16 protein-coding genes are annotated in these 18,163 nt (G+C 48.9%); 15 read left to right on the top strand and 1 reads right to left on the bottom strand.

What is annotated here, in order from left to right; translation table 11 throughout:
- Nucleotides 1-191: 191 nt before the first annotated feature.
- Nucleotides 192-596 (bottom strand): hypothetical protein, encoded by a 405-nt coding sequence (locus tag H515_RS0112310; protein ID WP_025876526.1) that lies wholly within the window; start codon nucleotides 594-596, stop codon nucleotides 192-194.
- A gap of 156 nt (nucleotides 597-752) precedes the next feature.
- Between H515_RS0112310 and H515_RS0112305 the strand changes: the two genes are divergently transcribed.
- The 15 genes from H515_RS0112305 to H515_RS0112235 all read left to right on the top strand — a co-directional run bounded on the left by H515_RS0112305 (nucleotide 753) and on the right by H515_RS0112235 (nucleotide 17,910).
- Nucleotides 753-1,793, top strand: coding sequence for a hypothetical protein (locus tag H515_RS0112305; RefSeq protein ID WP_028902025.1), 1,041 nt, complete (start codon nucleotides 753-755; stop codon nucleotides 1,791-1,793).
- 28 nt (nucleotides 1,794-1,821) lie between these two features.
- On the top strand, nucleotides 1,822-2,985 hold the full coding sequence (locus H515_RS0112300; protein WP_154653717.1) for a hypothetical protein: 1,164 nt from the start codon (nucleotides 1,822-1,824) through the stop codon (nucleotides 2,983-2,985).
- 189 nt (nucleotides 2,986-3,174) lie between these two features.
- Nucleotides 3,175-3,492: a 50S ribosomal protein L21 gene (gene rplU / locus H515_RS0112295; RefSeq protein WP_028902024.1), complete on the top strand. Its 318-nt coding sequence runs from the start codon at nucleotides 3,175-3,177 to the stop codon at nucleotides 3,490-3,492.
- A gap of 18 nt (nucleotides 3,493-3,510) precedes the next feature.
- Nucleotides 3,511-3,798, top strand: a complete 288-nt coding sequence (gene rpmA, locus H515_RS0112290; protein WP_025876521.1) for a 50S ribosomal protein L27 — start codon at nucleotides 3,511-3,513, stop codon at nucleotides 3,796-3,798.
- Between the two features lie 455 nt (nucleotides 3,799-4,253).
- Nucleotides 4,254-5,540: a serine--tRNA ligase gene (gene serS, locus H515_RS0112285; RefSeq protein WP_028902023.1), complete on the top strand. Its 1,287-nt coding sequence runs from the start codon at nucleotides 4,254-4,256 to the stop codon at nucleotides 5,538-5,540.
- Between the two features lie 344 nt (nucleotides 5,541-5,884).
- Nucleotides 5,885-8,242, top strand: coding sequence for a bifunctional dihydroorotate dehydrogenase B NAD binding subunit/NADPH-dependent glutamate synthase (locus tag H515_RS0112280; protein ID WP_025876519.1), 2,358 nt, complete (start codon nucleotides 5,885-5,887; stop codon nucleotides 8,240-8,242).
- A gap of 278 nt (nucleotides 8,243-8,520) precedes the next feature.
- The gene (locus H515_RS14685; protein WP_154653716.1) at nucleotides 8,521-8,676 is read left to right on the top strand and encodes a hypothetical protein; all 156 of its coding nucleotides are present in this window, start codon (nucleotides 8,521-8,523) and stop codon (nucleotides 8,674-8,676) included.
- Between the two features lie 56 nt (nucleotides 8,677-8,732).
- Nucleotides 8,733-9,386, top strand: coding sequence for a rubrerythrin (gene rbr, locus H515_RS0112270; protein WP_025876516.1), 654 nt, complete (start codon nucleotides 8,733-8,735; stop codon nucleotides 9,384-9,386).
- A gap of 40 nt (nucleotides 9,387-9,426) precedes the next feature.
- Entirely contained in the window at nucleotides 9,427-9,573 is a 147-nt protein-coding gene (locus H515_RS14680; protein ID WP_154653715.1) for a hypothetical protein, read from the top strand.
- A gap of 497 nt (nucleotides 9,574-10,070) precedes the next feature.
- Nucleotides 10,071-10,883, top strand: coding sequence for a helix-turn-helix domain-containing protein (locus H515_RS0112260; protein ID WP_025876514.1), 813 nt, complete (start codon nucleotides 10,071-10,073; stop codon nucleotides 10,881-10,883).
- Between the two features lie 376 nt (nucleotides 10,884-11,259).
- Nucleotides 11,260-12,384 carry a PCMD domain-containing protein gene (locus tag H515_RS0112255; protein ID WP_025876512.1) on the top strand — a complete coding sequence of 375 codons (1,125 nt, stop codon included), beginning with the start codon at nucleotides 11,260-11,262 and terminating at the stop codon, nucleotides 12,382-12,384.
- Nucleotides 12,385-12,567: 183 nt separating this feature from the next.
- Nucleotides 12,568-13,317, top strand: coding sequence for a porin family protein (locus tag H515_RS0112250; protein ID WP_082745848.1), 750 nt, complete (start codon nucleotides 12,568-12,570; stop codon nucleotides 13,315-13,317).
- 937 nt (nucleotides 13,318-14,254) lie between these two features.
- A complete protein-coding gene (locus tag H515_RS0112245; protein ID WP_154653713.1) occupies nucleotides 14,255-14,497 on the top strand; it encodes a hypothetical protein in 243 nt (80 codons plus the stop codon).
- 48 nt (nucleotides 14,498-14,545) lie between these two features.
- Nucleotides 14,546-15,364 carry a GLPGLI family protein gene (locus H515_RS0112240; protein WP_081410176.1) on the top strand — a complete coding sequence of 273 codons (819 nt, stop codon included), beginning with the start codon at nucleotides 14,546-14,548 and terminating at the stop codon, nucleotides 15,362-15,364.
- Nucleotides 15,364-17,910, top strand: coding sequence for a TonB-dependent receptor (locus H515_RS0112235; protein ID WP_028902021.1), 2,547 nt, complete (start codon nucleotides 15,364-15,366; stop codon nucleotides 17,908-17,910). Before H515_RS0112240 ends, H515_RS0112235 begins: the two co-directional genes overlap by 1 nt.
- Nucleotides 17,911-18,163: the final 253 nt, after the last annotated feature.

The following is an 18,163-nucleotide window of genomic DNA, read 5'->3' as shown; positions in this document are numbered from 1 at the left end:
GGGGCTTCATCTGACACCTGCGACAGAGCAAGGCGAAGGAAGAAGTGAAACGGCAACGACGGACGGCATCAGAGAAACGGGACTGCGAAAGGTGAGCTTTCACACGGTCATCTCTGCCCTTTCGCAACGCAAAAGGTCAGCTTTTGGATTGCCGCGGCTTTTGTGGCAGCTGACAGGGGGCTGAAGACGACCTACTCTATCGGCTCTACCTTGGGCGACTTGATTTCTATTTTCGGCGCTTTTGTCTCCGCAGGGGCTGACTCTTCTATCACCGTCGGGGGTGTTGACGGCACGATGATGGGCTCCGGTGCCGGTATGTTCTCCTCGTCGGCTTTCGGGGCTGGCTCGACGTAATCGACTTTCTTGTGGTCCTTGACCTCGACTTCCTTGGCCTCTTCCTTCGTCAGCACGGGAATCTTCGACGTGGTATCGATGCCGATGACCGAGCCCGACATATCGACCTCGTACTTGCGAGGTGGTGCCATGTCGCGCGTAGCCATCAGAAAGGCCAGCAGCAGCGAGCCGAACACGAGCACGGCGGCGCAGATGGCCACCGGTACGGTATAGGTGGGTTTCTTATTGGGTTGTGAATCCATAAACTATCTTATCTTCATCGGCAAAGTTACTGAATATATCCAATACCACCAAATAAAAGAACGAAAAGAAAAAAATTGAAAATTTACTGAAAAACATTTCCGTTTGTCGTTTTTAATAATTACATTTGCTGATGAATTATCATACAATCAATTAGCATGAGAATACTAATTACCGCACTGACGACACTCCTCTGCCTGACGACCATGGCGCAAGGGTTGACGACGACTGGGGCGCAGACCTACCGGCCACGATTTGAGAAAGGTCAGAAAGCCACCTACAGTTTCCAGATTACCACTGACAGCGATGGCGTTGAGGAGACAGATGTCCCCGAGTACTACTCGCTCCTCGACCAATCTGACCAAATACAGCTCATCGTGTACAGCTATTTTGGTATCTCTGGATATGCCTTCTCCGACGAAGTGTGTCACAAGTTCACGCTTGAAGTGATTGACACGACACCCTACGGCACGGTTTTCTCGCTGCTCATTCACCAACCGAAAGAGAAGAAAGAGACTGATGTCAAAGAGGTTGACAAGGTCTCGAAAGCCATGACAGAGTATTTGGAGGAAAACAAATTCACAATGTTCTTCCCCAACGACATGAACAGTTGGATGCTGGTGGGCGGAAAAGAACATTGGGACAATCTGTCGGAGCGCATGGGAATACGGAAAGGTACGGACTACGATGCGAAAAAAGCAGAGGATTACCAGCTCCAGTACCCGACTCCCCGACAAAGACTGTTGGAATTTTTCATCCGCATGGCATGTCCCGCCCTCCACTGGTTCGAGAAAGCCTACAACACACCTTTCTGTTTGGGGCAGAAAACCACGGGGCAACCAATCAACGACAGCGATAAGGAACAGACATACACGGTGGAAAAGGCCGAAATGGCTGCCGACAACTCGTTCGAAATGACATCCGACCAGTATAGTCGCCGAGCCATCGCTTGGTCATACGATGAGGCAGACTCCGTCGAAATAGACAGCGTGTGGACTGATGGAAACGAAAACGGGAACACGACAGATCCGCAACCCGACGAGAAGGCGCAGAAAACCGCCCGATTTACCTTGGAGCACAGGCACTATCACCTGATTATCGGGAAAGACTCGATGCCGACTCTCTACGAACAAACTTACGAAATTGAAAGAGACGGCAAGAAGCCTAAAGTGGGAATCATACTCAGAAGAGAACAATAAGCTGCCAACAACCCAACAAACGACCATCATGAGAAAAATAATACTATTGCTGCTCGCAGCAGTCTGCCTACCAATCTTGGCACATAGACACACCAACCCCACTGTGGACAACTACCATCAGAAATTCAGAAAGGGGCTCAAGGCAAGCTATTGCCTCACCATCGACAACATCCATCCTGAAACAGCCAACATGAAAATTCCCGATTTTGGCCTGTTCGCACCGTTAGAAATAATGCCGGAAGCCTCCATGCAAACACAATACATAGGCGGACTGGCAATGGCACTATACAAGAACCAGCTGAAAAACCGATTCACAATAGAGATAAACGATGTAACCCCGTACGTCATAGTAGCCACTTTGGAGATTGCCGAGACACCCGAATACAACCAGTCGGACGCCGACAAGGAGTTTGATACACTGGTGGGAGCGGTGTTCGATTACTTCAAACAAAACAAAATCACCGTACTCCTGTCTCCCAACATGGACACATGGACCATCATGGACGGACAGCGACATTGGCAAAAGATATGCGAAAAGATTCATGAGATACTGTTGACATCGGGAAAGGCCGACAAAGAGACGGAAAAGGAAATGGAGGAAACAATGAAGATGCTTCAGATGCCACAAATAGGCAGCACACTCACCAAAATTTTCCTCAACGTCTGTTGTCCGGGGTTCACTATGTGGAACAACTTCTATCACATACCATTCAAAAAAGGGACGGCAACCATCGGGAAACCGCTCGACGGAACCAACCGAAACAACAGATACACGACGCAGACAGCCAAGTTGAAAAAAGACCTGAGCTTCAGCCTCGAAAGACAACAACAAAAATACGAATACATCTACACAACCGTATCCGACTCCACAGAGGTTGACACGATGGTGGCTGACACAGCCTACCTCGACAGTTGCATAGATGCGGCAAGTTCTGCGGACTCCGCAATGACGGTCGAAGACTACGAAAAAATGGAAGTAGAACCCCAGAATGCACTCGAAAACGACACAACGGAACAGCAATACGACTATCAGAACGACACGACCGTGACCGAAGACTACAAGAAAATTACCTATAAGCAAGTCATGAAGGCAGGTAAGGACACACTCCCCCTACTCTATGAAGCCTCCTACACAATAGAATTGGAGACCACCCAACCCACCATGACAGCCATATTGAAAAGAGAAGAATAACGAAAAGAAACCGCCCGATAAGTTATATATTGTTAATTCTTTATAATATACCGAGGTTACCCAAGCCGTCAGGACAGTTAATAGAAACAATTTTTGTAATTTTGCACCGTTTTTTATGCCGAATGGGCTCGTATAAGTACAGGAAAGATGCTCTGTCGCCTATCGGTGAAACCGTTTACAACAAATAAAATGTACGCAATCGTAGAAATTAACGGTCAGCAGTTCAAGGCTGAAGAGGGCAAAAAGCTCTATGTCAACCGCCTGAAAGATGCCGAAGAAGGCAAGACTGTTGAGTTTGACAAGGTTCTGTTGGTCGATAACAACGGAACAGTCACAGTTGGCGCGCCTACTGTCAGTGGTGCAAAAGTAGTTGCTGAGGTGGTAACACCACTCGTGAAGGGCGATAAGATCATCGTCTTCAAGATGAAACGTCGCAAGGACTATCGCAAAAAGAATGGTCATCGCGCACAGTTCACTCAGGTAGAGATTAAAACAATTAACGCTTAAATTTAGGAGGACTAAGAAATGGCTCATAAAAAAGGTGTCGGTAGTTCAAAGAACGGCCGCGAATCACATTCAAAGCGTTTAGGTGTTAAGATCGGTGGTGGTCAGAAGATTATCGCAGGCAACATTATCGTTCGCCAGCGCGGTAACCGACACTATCCCGGTGTAAATGTTGCCCAAGGTAAGGACGACACTCTCTATGCACTCACAGACGGTGTGGTCTATTTCCACAGAGGAAAGTTCAACAAGAGCACAGTCTCTGTACTCTCTGAGGAAGCATACGCAAGCAAACAAACACCACAAGCGTAAGCAAACAAACAAACTATTCCAAACAAACAACATAATCCCAGACCCCAACCGAGGTCTGGGATTCATGCGTTTACAGGGCAAGGAGACGGGAACGAACGGGAAAGGCACACCAAATGCGACGGAATCAGAGTGCCAGCGTGAGGCGGGGCAAGCAACGGAAGCCGACGGGTCAAAAAAAATCACAAGAAATAGTGATGATTTTCGTGAATTTAAAATATATTTTTTGTAACTTTGTTCACTGAATAATGAAAAATTGTTCTGAGATTTGCCCTCACAGGCTTTCGGATGAGCAACACTGCCCACTCCCTTTGACAACGCACGGCACACCCTTGCGGCGGTCAACAGAGAGGAGAAAGGCAGTCAACAGCCCCCAAACGCACCACGACGAGGCTGCGGCAAGGCCCGTCCGCACAGCGAAAAAACTCAGAACAAGCACAATTTTAAGGTAAAGAAGCATGCTCACATTAAAGCTTATCAGTGAAGAAACAGAACGTGTAATCAAAGGTCTCGAAAAGAAACACTTCCAAGGAGCCCGCGAAGCCATCGAGAAGGTACTGCAGCTCGACAGGATTCGCCGCGAATGCCAGCAGCAACTCGACGGCAACAAGCAGCAGCAGAACCAGCTTTCCCGACAAATCGGGGGCTTGATGAAGGAGGGAAAGAAAGACGAAGCCAACGAAATAAAAAACCGTGTGGCCGAGCTCAAGACCGCCGACAAGACCCTTCAGGAGCAGATGGACGAGGCACAGGCCGGCATGACTGAAGTGCTGCTGACCATTCCCAACATTCCCAGCGAAGAAGTGCCTGAGGGACGCGACGCCAGCGACAACGTAGTGGTGAAGGAAGGCGGACAGAAGCCGTCGCTTGGCAGAGAAGCGCTCTGCCATTGGGACTTGTGCAAGAAATACAACCTTGTGGATTTCGACCTCGGTGTGAAAATCACCGGTGCGGGATTCCCTATATATATAGGTAAGATGGCACGCTTTCAGCGCGCCCTTGAGGCATTCTTCCTCGACGAGGCACGCAAGAGCGGCTACTTGGAGATTCAACCGCCGCTGCTGGTCAACCAAGCATCGGGACTGGGCACTGGACAGTTGCCCGACAAAGAGGGACAGATGTATCACGCACAGCTCGACGATCTCTACCTGATACCCACGGCCGAAGTGCCCGTAACTAACATTTTCAGGGACGAAATACTCGATGAGGGCGACCTGCCCATCAAGCGCTGCGCCTACTCGTCGTGCTTCAGAAGAGAGGCCGGTAGCTATGGAAAGGACGTTCGCGGACTTAACCGCCTCCACCAGTTCGACAAAGTGGAAATCGTACGCATCGACACACCACAACACTCCTACGAGTCGCTCGCCGAAATGCTCGACCACGTAGAGCAGCTCCTCATCAAACTTGAGCTCCCCTATCACATTCTGCGTCTCTGCGGGGGCGACATGAGCTTCACGTCGGCCATCTGCTACGACTTTGAAGTATGGAGTGCGGCACAACAACGCTGGCTTGAGGTCAGCTCGGTATCGAACTTCGAGAACTATCAGGCCAACCGACTGCACTGCCGTTACCGACATGCCGACGACAAAAAGATCGAGCTATGCCACACCCTCAACGGATCGGCGCTGGCACTGCCACGCATCGTCGCCGCCATCATCGAGAACAACCAGACACCCGAAGGCATCCGTGTGCCGAAGGCTCTCGTGCCCTACTGCGGCTTCGAGATGCTCGACGACAAACTGTAGCCTCCCCCCTCGCCATCCCGCCAGACGCCGAAACAACCGCCGGCGGGCAGCAACAGGGGGCTAAAGGCAATCAACCAAGGGGCTGAAAGGCTGCAACAAAGGGACAATAGACAAGCAACCAGGGGCTGAAAGGCTGAAAACCAGGGCTGAAAGGCTACGTCCGACGACAAAAACATGGCCTCGTCATGAGCTGGTGACTGACATGCCGCCCTCGCAAACATCGCAGAACAAGCCCCGAACGAATACCACATGAAATAAATATCCTATTACAAAATAACCACCGACTCCAACTATCAAACCCTCTTTCAAACGAGATAGTTGCCGAGAAGGACAATCACTCTATCATGAACAAGATTATCAGCAAAGAACAATTCTCAGAGAAGGTCTTTTGCATCGTAGTCGAAGCACCACTCATCGCACACAGCTGCAGAGCTGGCAACTTCGTCATCGTGCGTGTTGACAAAAATAGCGAGCGTGTACCCTACACCATCGCCAAGGCCGATCCAGAGAAAGGAACCCTCACCATGGTCATTCAGGAAGTGGGACTCTCATCGACCAAGTTGTGTGAGCTCGAACCCGGCGACTCCGTGCTCGACATCGTGGGGCCGTTGGGCAATGCCTCGCACATCGAGAACTACGGAACGGTCATCTGCGCAGGAGGTGGCATCGGCATTGCGGCCATCCTTCCCATCCTCACAGCATTGAAAAAAGCCGGCAACCGTGTCATATCGGTACTCGCTGGCCGCACAAAGGAACTGGTAATCATGGTCGATGACGTGGCAAAGTACTCCGACGAAGTCATCATCATGACCGACGACGGCTCCTACGGAAAGAAAGGCGTCGTGACAGTGGGCGTAGAAGAAGTCATTCAGCGAGAGCACGTTGACAAGGTGGTCGCCATCGGCCCTCCCATGATGATGAAGTTCACCTCGCTGATGGCCAAAAAATACGGCATTCCCAACGATGTCTCACTCAACACCATTATGGTTGACGGAACGGGTATGTGCGGAGCATGCCGCCTGACCATAGGTGGAAAGACAAAATTCGTCTGCATCGACGGACCGGAGTTCAACGGCGACCTCGTCGATTGGGACGAGATGTTCAAGCGCATGGGCACTTTCAAAGGTGTTGAGCGTGAGGAGATGGAACGCAAATCGACCAACGTGCGCCACACCGACGACACCAGCGACCGCCAGACCATCCCCACCAAGGGCCAGATGAAGCCCTCCGAGGAGACAAAGGCAGAGCTATCGGAGCTCACCGACCGCAATGCCGAGTGGCGCACCGTCCTCCGCAAGAGCATGAAACCAAAGGAGCGCACCGCCATTGAGCGTGTCGTCATGCCAGAACTCGACCCCGTCTATCGTGCCACCACTCGTCTTGAGGAAGTGAACAAGGGCCTGACAAAGGAAATGGCCATGCGAGAGGCACAGCGTTGCCTCGACTGCGCCAAGCCAACCTGCGTCGAAGGCTGCCCCGTGAACATCAACATACCAAGTTTCATCAAGAACATCGAGCGCGGACAGTTCCTAAATGCGGCACGCGTGCTCAAGGACACATCGGCACTACCGGCAGTATGCGGACGCGTCTGCCCACAGGAGAAACAGTGCGAGAGCCGCTGCATCCACCTGAAGATGAACGAACCGGCAGTAGCCATAGGCTATCTGGAACGCTTTGCAGCCGACTACGAGCGTGAGAGCGGCAACATAGCACTCCCGGAACTTGAGCCGGCAAACGGCATCAAGGTGGCCGTCATCGGTTCAGGTCCCGCTGGTCTGAGCTTCGCAGGAGACATGATCAAGCGCGGTTTTGAAGTATATGTCTTCGAGGCACTACACGAAATCGGAGGTGTGCTGAAATACGGCATCCCAGAATTCCGACTCCCCAACAGCATCGTTGAAGTAGAAGTGGAGAATCTCCGCAAACAGGGCGTACACTTCCAGACCGACACCATCGTGGGAAAGACCATCAGCGTGGAGGAACTTGAGCAAGGCGGATTCAAAGGCATATTCGTCGGGTCTGGAGCAGGACTCCCCAACTTCATGGGCATACCGGGCGAGAACAGCATCAACATCCTGTCGAGCAACGAGTACCTCACACGCGTCAACCTTATGGACGCTGCCAACCCCGACACCGACACGCCTATCATCATCGGAAAGAAAGTACTCGTAGTGGGAGGAGGCAACACCGCCATGGACTCATGCCGCACAGCGAAGCGACTCGGAGCAGAGGTGACACTCGTTTACCGACGCTCGCTTGAGGAAATGCCGGCACGAGCCGAAGAAGTGAAGCACGCACAGGAAGAGGGAATCAACTTCCTCACACTACACAACCCGAAGGAATATCTTGCCGACGAGAACGGACGCGTCAGCGGAGCCATACTCGACGTGATGGAACTCGGAGAGCCCGACGAAAGCGGACGACGCCGGCCGAAGACAACAGGCAAGACCGTCACCATCGACTGCGACCAAGTGGTGGTGGCTGTCGGAGTGTCGCCCAACCCACTGGTGCCCAAATCGATAGAAGGCCTTGAGCTCGGACGAAAGAACACCATCGCCGTCAACGACGAGATGCAAAGCTCCAAACCGGAAATCTATGCCGGAGGCGACATCGTGCGTGGCGGAGCAACCGTCATTCTCGCAATGGGCGACGGCAGACGCGCCGCACTCAACATGGCCAACAAGCTGCTGGGCAAGGCATAGGCTGCCTATCGGATGACGGGCAACGGCCGAAATGAAAATCGGACCAACACCCGACCAAACATCATAACAAACGGGCTGACACTTCGTCAACCCGTTTTTTTATTGTCCCAACAGCCTCTTTTTTACGTTCTTCGTCCACGCATAATCATGTCTGGTGAGCACACAAACTTATTTAGCTTTAGTCTAATTTTCGGCCTTCACTGCAAAAGTAAGTAAATAAATTATACTTTGTAATGGAATAATTGTATATTTGCATTTGTTACTGGCTGCATTAGCAAGTGGCACACAGCCGACACAAAAAGCAAGGCAAGGATAACACAAGAGCGACACAAAGCTATAAAAGAGGCGACCCAAAGACAGCGAAGGGCCGACGAAAGGCCATCGCCGAGCCACAACAGGAAAAAGACGGCACAGCGGCAGCACATAGACAATAGCTCCGACGACATACGAAAACGAACAAGATGTATCATTCTATAAATACAAGAACATTATGAAAAAGAAATTTATTTGCACCGTTTGCGGTTACATTCACGAAGGAACAGAAGCACCGGCAGAATGCCCGGTATGCCACGTAAAGGCAGAGAAGTTCAATGAGTTCAAACCAGCAGCCCTCAAGGGCACAAAGACGGAGGCCAACCTCATGGCAGCCTTTGCAGGCGAGAGCCAGGCACACACCAAGTACCAGTATTACGCATCGAAAGCACGCAAGGACGGCTACCAGCAGATTGCCGATATCTTCATGGAGACATCGCGAAACGAGAAGGAACACGCCAAAATTTGGTTCAAACTCCTCCACGAAGGCGATATTCCTACCACAACCGACAACCTTTCCGACGCAGCAGCGGGCGAGAACTACGAATGGACCGACATGTATGAGAAGATGGCCAAGGAAGCCATCGAAGAGGGATTCCCTGAGATTGCAGTGAAATTCCGCAGCGTAGGCGCCATCGAGAAGGAACACGAGGAGCGCTATCGCAAGCTGTTGAAGAACATAGAGGACAAACTTGTGTTCGCAAAGGACGGCTCGGCCATCTGGCAGTGCATCAACTGCGGCCATATCGTAGTGGGCAAGCAAGCACCAGCCGTATGCCCGGTTTGCAACCATCCTGAAAGCTACTTCCAGATAGCACCGAAGAATTATTAATCGCCGATCCCCCACCCAGTCAGCAAAGGCTCGTGAGGGGGTGACCGACACAACCAACGGCAGACACCCGACGAGGCTCCGAAGCCCTGACGGTGTCTGCCTTTGCATTCCCCACGACCGTGCCGACGACGGCAAACAGATGCTCGACACCGAAGAGGCGACAGACCATCGCCACAAAATCATATAACAAAAAACAGGACTGAAAACTCACTTCGTAAGCCATTGCTAATCAGCAAGATATTGATTGAAAACTAAAAGATAAGCTTTTGTTCGCCCATTCATGACCTATCGCATGGCAAAAGGTCAGCTTTCGCAATCAGAAAGTAAGGTGTGGTACAGATTAGCAAGTGTTCAAAACCGAACATACCTATTTCCTTAGCGTTTTTTATTTCAACTTGCTACATTCTTTCCGCCTCTTTTTCGTCATTCTTCAGTCGTTCATCGGCCGACAAGCCCACAACAAGCCCACTTTCAAGAAAAAAATACTGACTGGAAAAGAAACGAAAATGAAGGGGCAATGAATGGGCAACAACTCTTTAAAAACCGAATATACGGGACACTATTGGGATTTTTTTAAGAAAAAGAGGCCGGTTTTTCTTTTTCAAAACAGATTTTCGTATATTTGCAAAAATAACAATCAAACTGGCGCATCAGTCATCTTCAATAGCCTAAACTTACCCACCTATGATTGAATATAATGACGAATGGATTATCAAAACTGACAACATCAACCTGACCGACGACGCAAAGACACAGGAAATGACCCTCTATGCCTTCTGTATGAAGGGCAGCAGCGACCTCACCTACGACGGCAAGGCCTTCGAACTCAAGCCCGGCATGCTGCTCGTGGCCAACAACTGCAGCGTGATGAGCGTCGGACGGCAAACTGACGACTTCGCCGTCGAGGGCATGTTCGTACACCCGAAATACCACAACCTCACGGCCCTGCGCTCAAACTACACCCTTCGTCACATACTGCTGCTCAATGCCAATCCCGTCATGGAGCTGCTGCCCAAGGAACAGGAGCGGTGGCACAGAGACTACGAGAATGTGTTCTACCAACTCTCTGTGAAGGAAAACAAATTCCAGCACGAAATGATGATAGCGGTCAGCTGGCAGCTCATCATCGACTGCTTCGACTTCACAAGTCGCATCTACGGAAAGGGCGACACATCGACACAGGCATCGACACTGGCCAACAAATTCTTCGAGATGCTTGAGCAAGGCGACTTCCGTGAACACCGCAACATACCACACTATGCCGAAAAACTCTTCGTCACGTCGAAACATCTATCGGAAGTTATCAAGAAAGTCAGCGGACACAGCGCCAATTATTGGATTACGCATTACACCGTGGCAGAGCTGCAAAACACGCTGCGCGGAACGGAAAAGACCATGACCCAGATTGCCTACGAGTTCAATTTCTCATCCGTGGCCTATTTCACCCGTTACCTACAGACCAACCTCGGCGTAACGCCCACACAGCTGCGCGAGTAGAAGGCGGAAGCTCCGGCCAGCGACAGCAAGGCAGAACGGAGAGAGAGCACAGGGCAATAGCCGGCTAAAAAAACGAAAAGATGCTTACTATTCAATACAAATTTCCACCTTTCTGATATTTTTTACGTAAATTTGCAGTCGATTTCACTTTGGAAGGGTCCAAAGAATCAGCCTGAGTAGATGATGTTCTCGATGGCAGAAAGCCAAGCGTCAGCGAGCCAGCAACGATAGAATACCACACGGTCGCCACGCACGCACTCCGAGAAGCAAAGAGGACAAAGGCCGACAAGGCGTCAACCCATGCACCTCCATGAGGCAATCACGGCGACGACGCACAAAACCCACCCATAACTCTATTCAAATCAGTATGACAATTATGGTTAAATCAACAAGCGTGAGACTCACAATGCTGGCACTCCTGTTGGCACTGACACTCACATCGTGCATCAGGGACGAAGCCCTCAATACAGAGGCCGACATCGTTTCGTGCCAAGTAGATGGCGACTTGCTCATCCGCAAACCCGTCATCACCAACAACGAAGTGCGACTCTACGTCAACGGCTGGGACGAAGTGACACAACTCGCACCCAAGTTCACCCTCACCGAAGGAGCCACCATTGAGCCCGAAAGCGGAACAGTGCGCGACTTCACCACCCCACAGACCTACACCGTGACATCGCAGGACGGACAATGGAAGAAAAACTACAAGGTTTCGTTCATCTCCGACGACGTTGCCACCGTCTATCATTTTGAAAACATGAAATGGTACGAGTACGCCAGCAGCTGGGATCCAAACACCCCACCACACAAATTCTACCACATCTTCTACGACACCACCATCGACGGCACGGAGATGACATGGGGAAGCGGAAACGCAGGCTTTATGTTCACCAACGCTGCCGACCCAGCCGAATCGTATCCCACAAGCCAGGCAGACGGAGGAGTGCAGGGAAAATGCGCGAAACTTCAGACCGTCAGCACAGGAGCAATAGGAGCGTCGTTCGGAGCACCACTGGCCGCCGGCAACCTGTTCATGGGAACATTTGAAATCAATATGAAGAACATGGCGAAATCGACCCGCTTCGGACAGCCGTTCCGCAAGACTCCACAGGCACTCGTGGGCTACTACAAATACAAGGCTGGTGAAAAATTCACCGACAAGAAAGGAATCGAAGTGCCTGGCAAGAAAGACGAATTCGACATCTATGCCGTGTTCTACGAAGTGACACCCGAAGTGCCGTATCTCGACGGAACCAACTCACTGACAAGCGACAACATCGTGCTCATGGCAAGGCTCAACGACAAGAAAGAGACCGACGAATGGACACGCTTCGCCATCAACTTTGAACCAGTGAAAGGGCGAAAAGTGGATGCCGCAAAACTGAAGGCAGGCCAATACAACCTTGCCATCATCATGTCGTCAAGCAAGGACGGGGCAACGTTCAACGGAGCAGTGGGAAGCACACTCTACGTCGATGAAATGGAACTCTTCTACGAGTAAACCCTCCCACCGGTCGTCCCGGAAAGGGAAAGACCCCCAGAGGGAGGCGGAAAACAAGGCCAACCAATTATTAACGATTATCTGAAAAGAAGAATGAAGACAACATATTCAACAAGCAACACAACCGACGGAACGACAACCACCGCACGAATGGCGACCGTCGGCAAGGCAATTATCGTAGGCATGGCACTCCTAATATGCCCCTTCGCACACGCACAGGACGTAAGAAACGACGTACTTGAGCAGTCGGAACGCAACGGATGGGAATTTGAGGTGAAGACTGGCGTCAACATCGGCGGCGCATCGCCCATCCCACTGCCCGTGGAGGTACGCTCCATCGACAGCTACAGCCCACGGTTCAACGGCTCGCTGGAAGGCATGGTGACCAAATGGCTCGACAAGAACCCACACTGGGGCGTGTCGGTAGCACTGAAAGTGGAGGAGAAAGGCATGATAACAGGTGCCAAGGTGAAAAACTACAGCATGGAGATTATCGACGATGGAAGCCGCGTGGCAGGCCGTTGGACGGGCTATGTGAAAACAAAATACAACTCTACGATGCTCACCATACCCGTGATGGCCAACTACCGCTTCAACAACGCTTGGAAAGTCAGGGGCGGACTGTTTGCCTCGCTCCGGTTGGACGGCGAGTTCACGGGACACGTCAGCGACGGATACCTGAGAGAGACCGATCCAACGGGCGAGAAACTCGCCTTCACCGACGGCAAAACCGCCGCCTACGACTTCAGCTCCAACCTCAACCACTTCCAATGGGGAGCACAAGTGGGCGGAACATGGCGGGCCTTCCGACATTTCACGGTTAATGCCGACTTGGCATGGGCCTTCACTGACATCTTCGAAAAAGACTTCAAAACCATCACGTTCAACATGTACCCCATCTTCCTCAACGTGGGATTCGGCTACACCTTCTAAGGAAAGTGGCACGAACGGGGAATGGAAGAAAATGAAAAATGCAGGGCATCACGCTCTGCATTCTCTATTTAATACTGTATTATGTTCTTGTATGAAGCTTGATTTTAGGTTCGTACCTCACGGTACTACCCTAAATCTTGCATCATTTTGTTACCCTTTTAATGAAAAAATCTTAATTACCTAAACTAATCCTATTTGCTTGAATCCTGAACAATCGCTTTGTTCTTTACCTAAAAAACTACTAAACCTAATCTATTACTACTAACCTAAACAATCTATTAATCTTTCTTGTAATGCAAAAGTACAACAGTTTGCGAACACAAGCAAACAAAACAGCGAAAAAATCGCATTTCTCCTCGAATTTTTGATTTATATCAATCAACCCGTCCTTATCCCTATCGCATTCCAAATAATTTGTTCCATCAGTTCAAGGTCTGCCGATCATTTCCCGAAAGCTGACCTTTTGCCATGTGATAGGTCATGAATGGCGTGGCAAAAGCTCACCTATCAGTATCCCGTTGCTATTATTCTGATTGTCAGCAGATTGCGACATACAATTCCAGCCCCTGTTATTTTGAGTAACAGCTCTGTTCTCCCACACCTCCAAAAAGCCCGCCATATCCCCCATCACTCGCCCGTGAGCAAGCGAACTTTGAAGAAATAGGTTTGTACACTCAGGTGTACCTCCTCATCTCACTTTCTGCTCCAACAGTTTCCGATATAAACGCACATCTGTTATAAGTTGTTTAAAATAGTTTAAATTAAGATTCATTATAAAAAAATATGCTAAAAAGAAAGGGGGAACGTATCTTTTTTCAAAAAAAAAAGTATTTTTGTAAATAAAAATTTCTAGTCGATTGGATTATCAGACTACACTGTAAAAGAAGCAGTAGCCGAAAAGCTTATAACAAAAGAGTAGGCACAAAAATTATTCACTATGAAGAAATTCTTTTCAAAAGTAAGTCTATTGGCATGCCTTTGCCTTTTCCCAGCAATACCAATGATGGCACAAGATGATAAACCCGCAACACTACAAGTAGCTAACAGTGAGCCACAAAAAACTTACACTGTTATTATTTTCGAAGATGGAACACGAGCTATCTATGAGGGAAAATTAACAAATGAAGAAATTGCAGCTATTTACACTGCACATAATTTGGAGAAAAGAAAAGTCAATTAAATCATATCTTATAATTAAGTAGCTTGAAATATTTCAAGCTACTTAATCATGAAAATAATGCGAAGATATTTACTTTTATTCATTATGTCCAGTCTCAACATATTCGCGGGATATGGACAAAACAACATAAGCATCACTTACAATATGAGCCATAGGCAAGTGGAAGAAATCCAAAAGCCGGAAAACGATATCATGGTATTGGACATCAGCAATGAGCAATCCATATTTTATTGTCTGACTTTTGAACGAAGCAGAGTTGTCACGGACAGTTTGCTGAAAACCGGTCACAATGCTTATGAAGCTCACGAAGAAGTGATAAAACGCAATCTGACTGACTACTCAACGGCAATGAGCGTATTGAAAAACTTCCCGGAAAAAGGAAAAATCGTTGTCAGCGATGTATTCTTCAAGCCATTCATGTACGAAGAAGATATGCCGAAAATGAAATGGACGCTTGAAGAAGCCGATACCACAATAGCGGGTTACACCTGTTATAAGGCCGTTACCACCTATCGCGGACGAACATGGACAGCCTTCTACACTCCTGAGATCAGCATCGCTGATGGACCTTGGAAACTATGCGGTTTGCCGGGAATGATTTTATACGCCCGTGACGCAAAGGGAGATTTCGCATTCGACTGCATAGGCATCGCAAAGGGTAACCAAAGCAAAATAGGATTGAGGGATGAGAAGTACAACCACTGCACCGCCAAGGAAATGGAAGAACTGAGCATGTTGATGAGAAAGAACTCCGATGAACTGCTGAGCCGGGTGATGGGCATACGGGTGCTTTCCAAAAAAGATGCCAATGGAAGGGACATAAGGCAGAAGGCGGCAACGGCATGCCTGATTGAGACTTTGAAGTAATGCAACGACTTACAACACTTTTCATACTGGGCATACTCTGGCATTTCCAGACCTTTGCACAGTCCTTCAACGGGTACGTCAAAGACAAGGACGACACGGCTATGGAATGGGCAACCGTCATCCTGAAGAATGTGGAGGGAAAGCCTGTCGCATACACCCATTCAGACCAAAAGGGGTATTTTGAGGTGGATGTACAACCCGGCAAAAATCCCGCTGAGCTTTCAATCGGAATGATGGGATATGAAACGCTGAAACTACCCGTAAACGAGTTCAAGAACGGTCGCACTTATAAAATGTACGAAACTTCCTACGAACTGAAAGAAGTAAAGGTGAAAGCGCAGAAAATAAGGCAGACAGGCGACACATTGATTTACAGCGTGAACGCCTTCAGGCAGAAGCAAGACCGAAGCATTGCCGATGTCATCGCAAAGATGCCGGGACTGCAAATAGGAGCCGACGGAAAGATTTCCTATGAGGGGAGAAACATCAACACCTATTATATAGAAGGCATGGACTTGTTGGGCGGAAAGTATTCCATAGCCAACGAAAACATCAGTGCCGACAAGGTGAAAAGTGTGGAAGTACTGCAAAACCACCAACCGGTAAAAGCACTGAAAGGAATAAAGTTCAGCGAGCAGGCAGCCATCAATATTGTCCTGAGAGATGACTCAAAAAACATCTGGCAAGGGATAGCTGATGTCGGAACAGGCCTTACATTGCAACACAAGACAAAATGGCTCAGGGAGCTAAGACTGATGGGAATGTTCATCTCTCCAAAAATGCAAAGCATATCGCTGCTGAAAACCGACAATACGGGAAAAGACATTGAACACGAAGTGAGCGACCTCACCCCAAACCGATCACTGACGCTGGGAAACGGATTACTAAGCGGTATAGATATAAACAGACCCGCACTTGCCGGCAGACGCTACCGGCTGAACGACACGTACATAATAGCTTCCAACTGGCTGATAAAGACTGGCAAAAACAACGACCTGCGGTTTCAGCTCAACGGATTGACTGACAAAACAGAACAACAAAGCAGAAACGAAAAAATATATCTGGACGCAGAAAGCGGAAACGCACTCATTACGGAAGAACAAAATGCCTTTACCAAACGCAACGAATGGAAAGGCGAGCTGTTGTATAAGGTAAACAAAGAGAAAATCTATCTCGCAAACAGTTTGAAAGGATATATTGATTTCGATTACGCCAGAGGAAACACGCTGCTCAACGGTATCTCCGTTCACCAGGAAGTAACACCGCGCGCACGATACATTGCCGACGACTTGGAATACATCACCAATATGAAAGGCAACAGAAGTTTCTCAGTTTCCTCACAGTTTATATATGGCTATCAGCCCGGCAGACTATTGTTGCGCAACGGAATAACGGAAAGGCTGGGACTGCACACCGTAAAATGGAACACCTATTCCTATTTCCGACACAAAACAGCGGGGTTCAACGTCACATACAAAGTCGGAGTCGATTTCCAAAACAAGCACCTAAACACGGCAAACGATCTGACGGATAGAAGAGACTGCTACACGGAGCTACTGCCATACGTCTCACCAGTGCTTGCCTATCAGGATAAGAATATGAAACTGACGTTGTCCGGGCGGCTGGGATGGATGTATCGCAAACTGAACTCTCTGTCAAAAAGTACATTCACCGCCGAGCCATCACTCTACTTTAAATACGATTTCTCATCGAAAATCAATACCACTCTGACCTACTCGATGGCGACTATCGCAAACAGCATGGATGAGTTGAGCCTCTCACCGATTTACATAAACTACATGACCCTGACGAAAGGCAAGGGAAAACCGGAGGACGTCACGGTGCACACTTTCAGAAACTCGTGGAGCTACAGAGATGCCATAAGCGGTTTTTTTACAAGCATGGGCTTTACCGCAAACGTCATCCGAAACATTGCTTTGTATGCGGCAACACTCGATAAAGGATTCTACAAACGCGAAGTCACAAATGAGCACGGAAAGAGAGAAAGTTGCGTGATAAACGGAAGTTTGGGAAAATCAATAGGATGGGGAAAATTCTCTGTGTCGGCAAAAGCCCTGTACGGATGGGACAAATATCAACTCATGCTCGGCGGACAGCTGACCGACCTCAAAATGCAAAGAGGCAGTCTGGGCATTGAGACTTCGTACCACCCGATAGATTTCTTCTCCGTCGAAGAACGCAGCTCCATGAACTACATGCGGCAGGATGACAAGCTCGCCGGCAATGATAAAAGCTCATTACGATATTTCCATCATGAATTGAAATTCTTCATCATGCCGGGAAATTGGCAGATAGAATGGGACAACGAATTATACCACAGCAATGATAAAACGGTGAACACCAACTTCTTCTCTGACTTGTCAATAAATTATCGCACGAAAACTTACGAAGTGAGCCTGAGTTGCAATAACCTATTCGGAGCGAACCGTTACGAGAGAAGATACGTTACCACAAACGAACGGATTTTTTCCATCAACAATCTACGAGAACGCAGCTTGACAGCCAAGGTGAGTTTCAATCTATAAACGATGTCCGTTCGTGACAAGAAAACTTAGAAAAGCCCAATAGTCTTGAACTCTCCATTTGCCACGGCAGAGCAGCTTTATTGTCAAAGAACAACAAGGCGATTCACTGGAAACGATTAATCGTTTTAATGAAAACGTATAATCGTTTTGGTAAAAACAATTAATCCCAAATCGATCATTAGAAAATTTTGCTTTCTTTTTGCACAAAAAAATCTCCAATGAACGATTGGAGGACTCCGTCCGACAGGAGAAC

It is taken from the genome of Prevotella corporis DSM 18810 = JCM 8529 (genome assembly GCF_000430525.1).
Classification (GTDB): Bacteria; Bacteroidota; Bacteroidia; order Bacteroidales; family Bacteroidaceae; genus Prevotella; species Prevotella corporis.
This window is presented reverse-complemented; position numbering and strand designations above follow the sequence as displayed.

What these genes read in the sequence shown, in the direction of transcription:
- H515_RS0112280 (WP_025876519.1), top strand. Translation starts at nt 5,885, where the DNA reads ATGAACAAGATTATCAGCAAAGAACAATTCTCAGAGAAGGTCTTTTGC.
- rpmA (WP_025876521.1), top strand. Translation starts at nt 3,511, where the DNA reads ATGGCTCATAAAAAAGGTGTCGGTAGTTCAAAGAACGGCCGCGAATCA.
- H515_RS0112260 (WP_025876514.1), top strand. Translation starts at nt 10,071, where the DNA reads ATGATTGAATATAATGACGAATGGATTATCAAAACTGACAACATCAAC.
- H515_RS0112235 (WP_028902021.1), top strand. Translation starts at nt 15,364, where the DNA reads ATGCAACGACTTACAACACTTTTCATACTGGGCATACTCTGGCATTTC.
- rbr (WP_025876516.1), top strand. Translation starts at nt 8,733, where the DNA reads ATGAAAAAGAAATTTATTTGCACCGTTTGCGGTTACATTCACGAAGGA.
- H515_RS0112240 (WP_081410176.1), top strand. Translation starts at nt 14,546, where the DNA reads ATGAAAATAATGCGAAGATATTTACTTTTATTCATTATGTCCAGTCTC.
- H515_RS0112255 (WP_025876512.1), top strand. Translation starts at nt 11,260, where the DNA reads ATGGTTAAATCAACAAGCGTGAGACTCACAATGCTGGCACTCCTGTTG.
- rplU (WP_028902024.1), top strand. Translation starts at nt 3,175, where the DNA reads ATGTACGCAATCGTAGAAATTAACGGTCAGCAGTTCAAGGCTGAAGAG.
- H515_RS0112250 (WP_082745848.1), top strand. Translation starts at nt 12,568, where the DNA reads ATGGCACTCCTAATATGCCCCTTCGCACACGCACAGGACGTAAGAAAC.
- H515_RS0112300 (WP_154653717.1), top strand. Translation starts at nt 1,822, where the DNA reads ATGAGAAAAATAATACTATTGCTGCTCGCAGCAGTCTGCCTACCAATC.
- H515_RS0112310 (WP_025876526.1), bottom strand. Translation starts at nt 596, where the DNA reads ATGGATTCACAACCCAATAAGAAACCCACCTATACCGTACCGGTGGCC.
- H515_RS0112305 (WP_028902025.1), top strand. Translation starts at nt 753, where the DNA reads ATGAGAATACTAATTACCGCACTGACGACACTCCTCTGCCTGACGACC.
- H515_RS0112245 (WP_154653713.1), top strand. Translation starts at nt 14,255, where the DNA reads ATGAAGAAATTCTTTTCAAAAGTAAGTCTATTGGCATGCCTTTGCCTT.
- serS (WP_028902023.1), top strand. Translation starts at nt 4,254, where the DNA reads ATGCTCACATTAAAGCTTATCAGTGAAGAAACAGAACGTGTAATCAAA.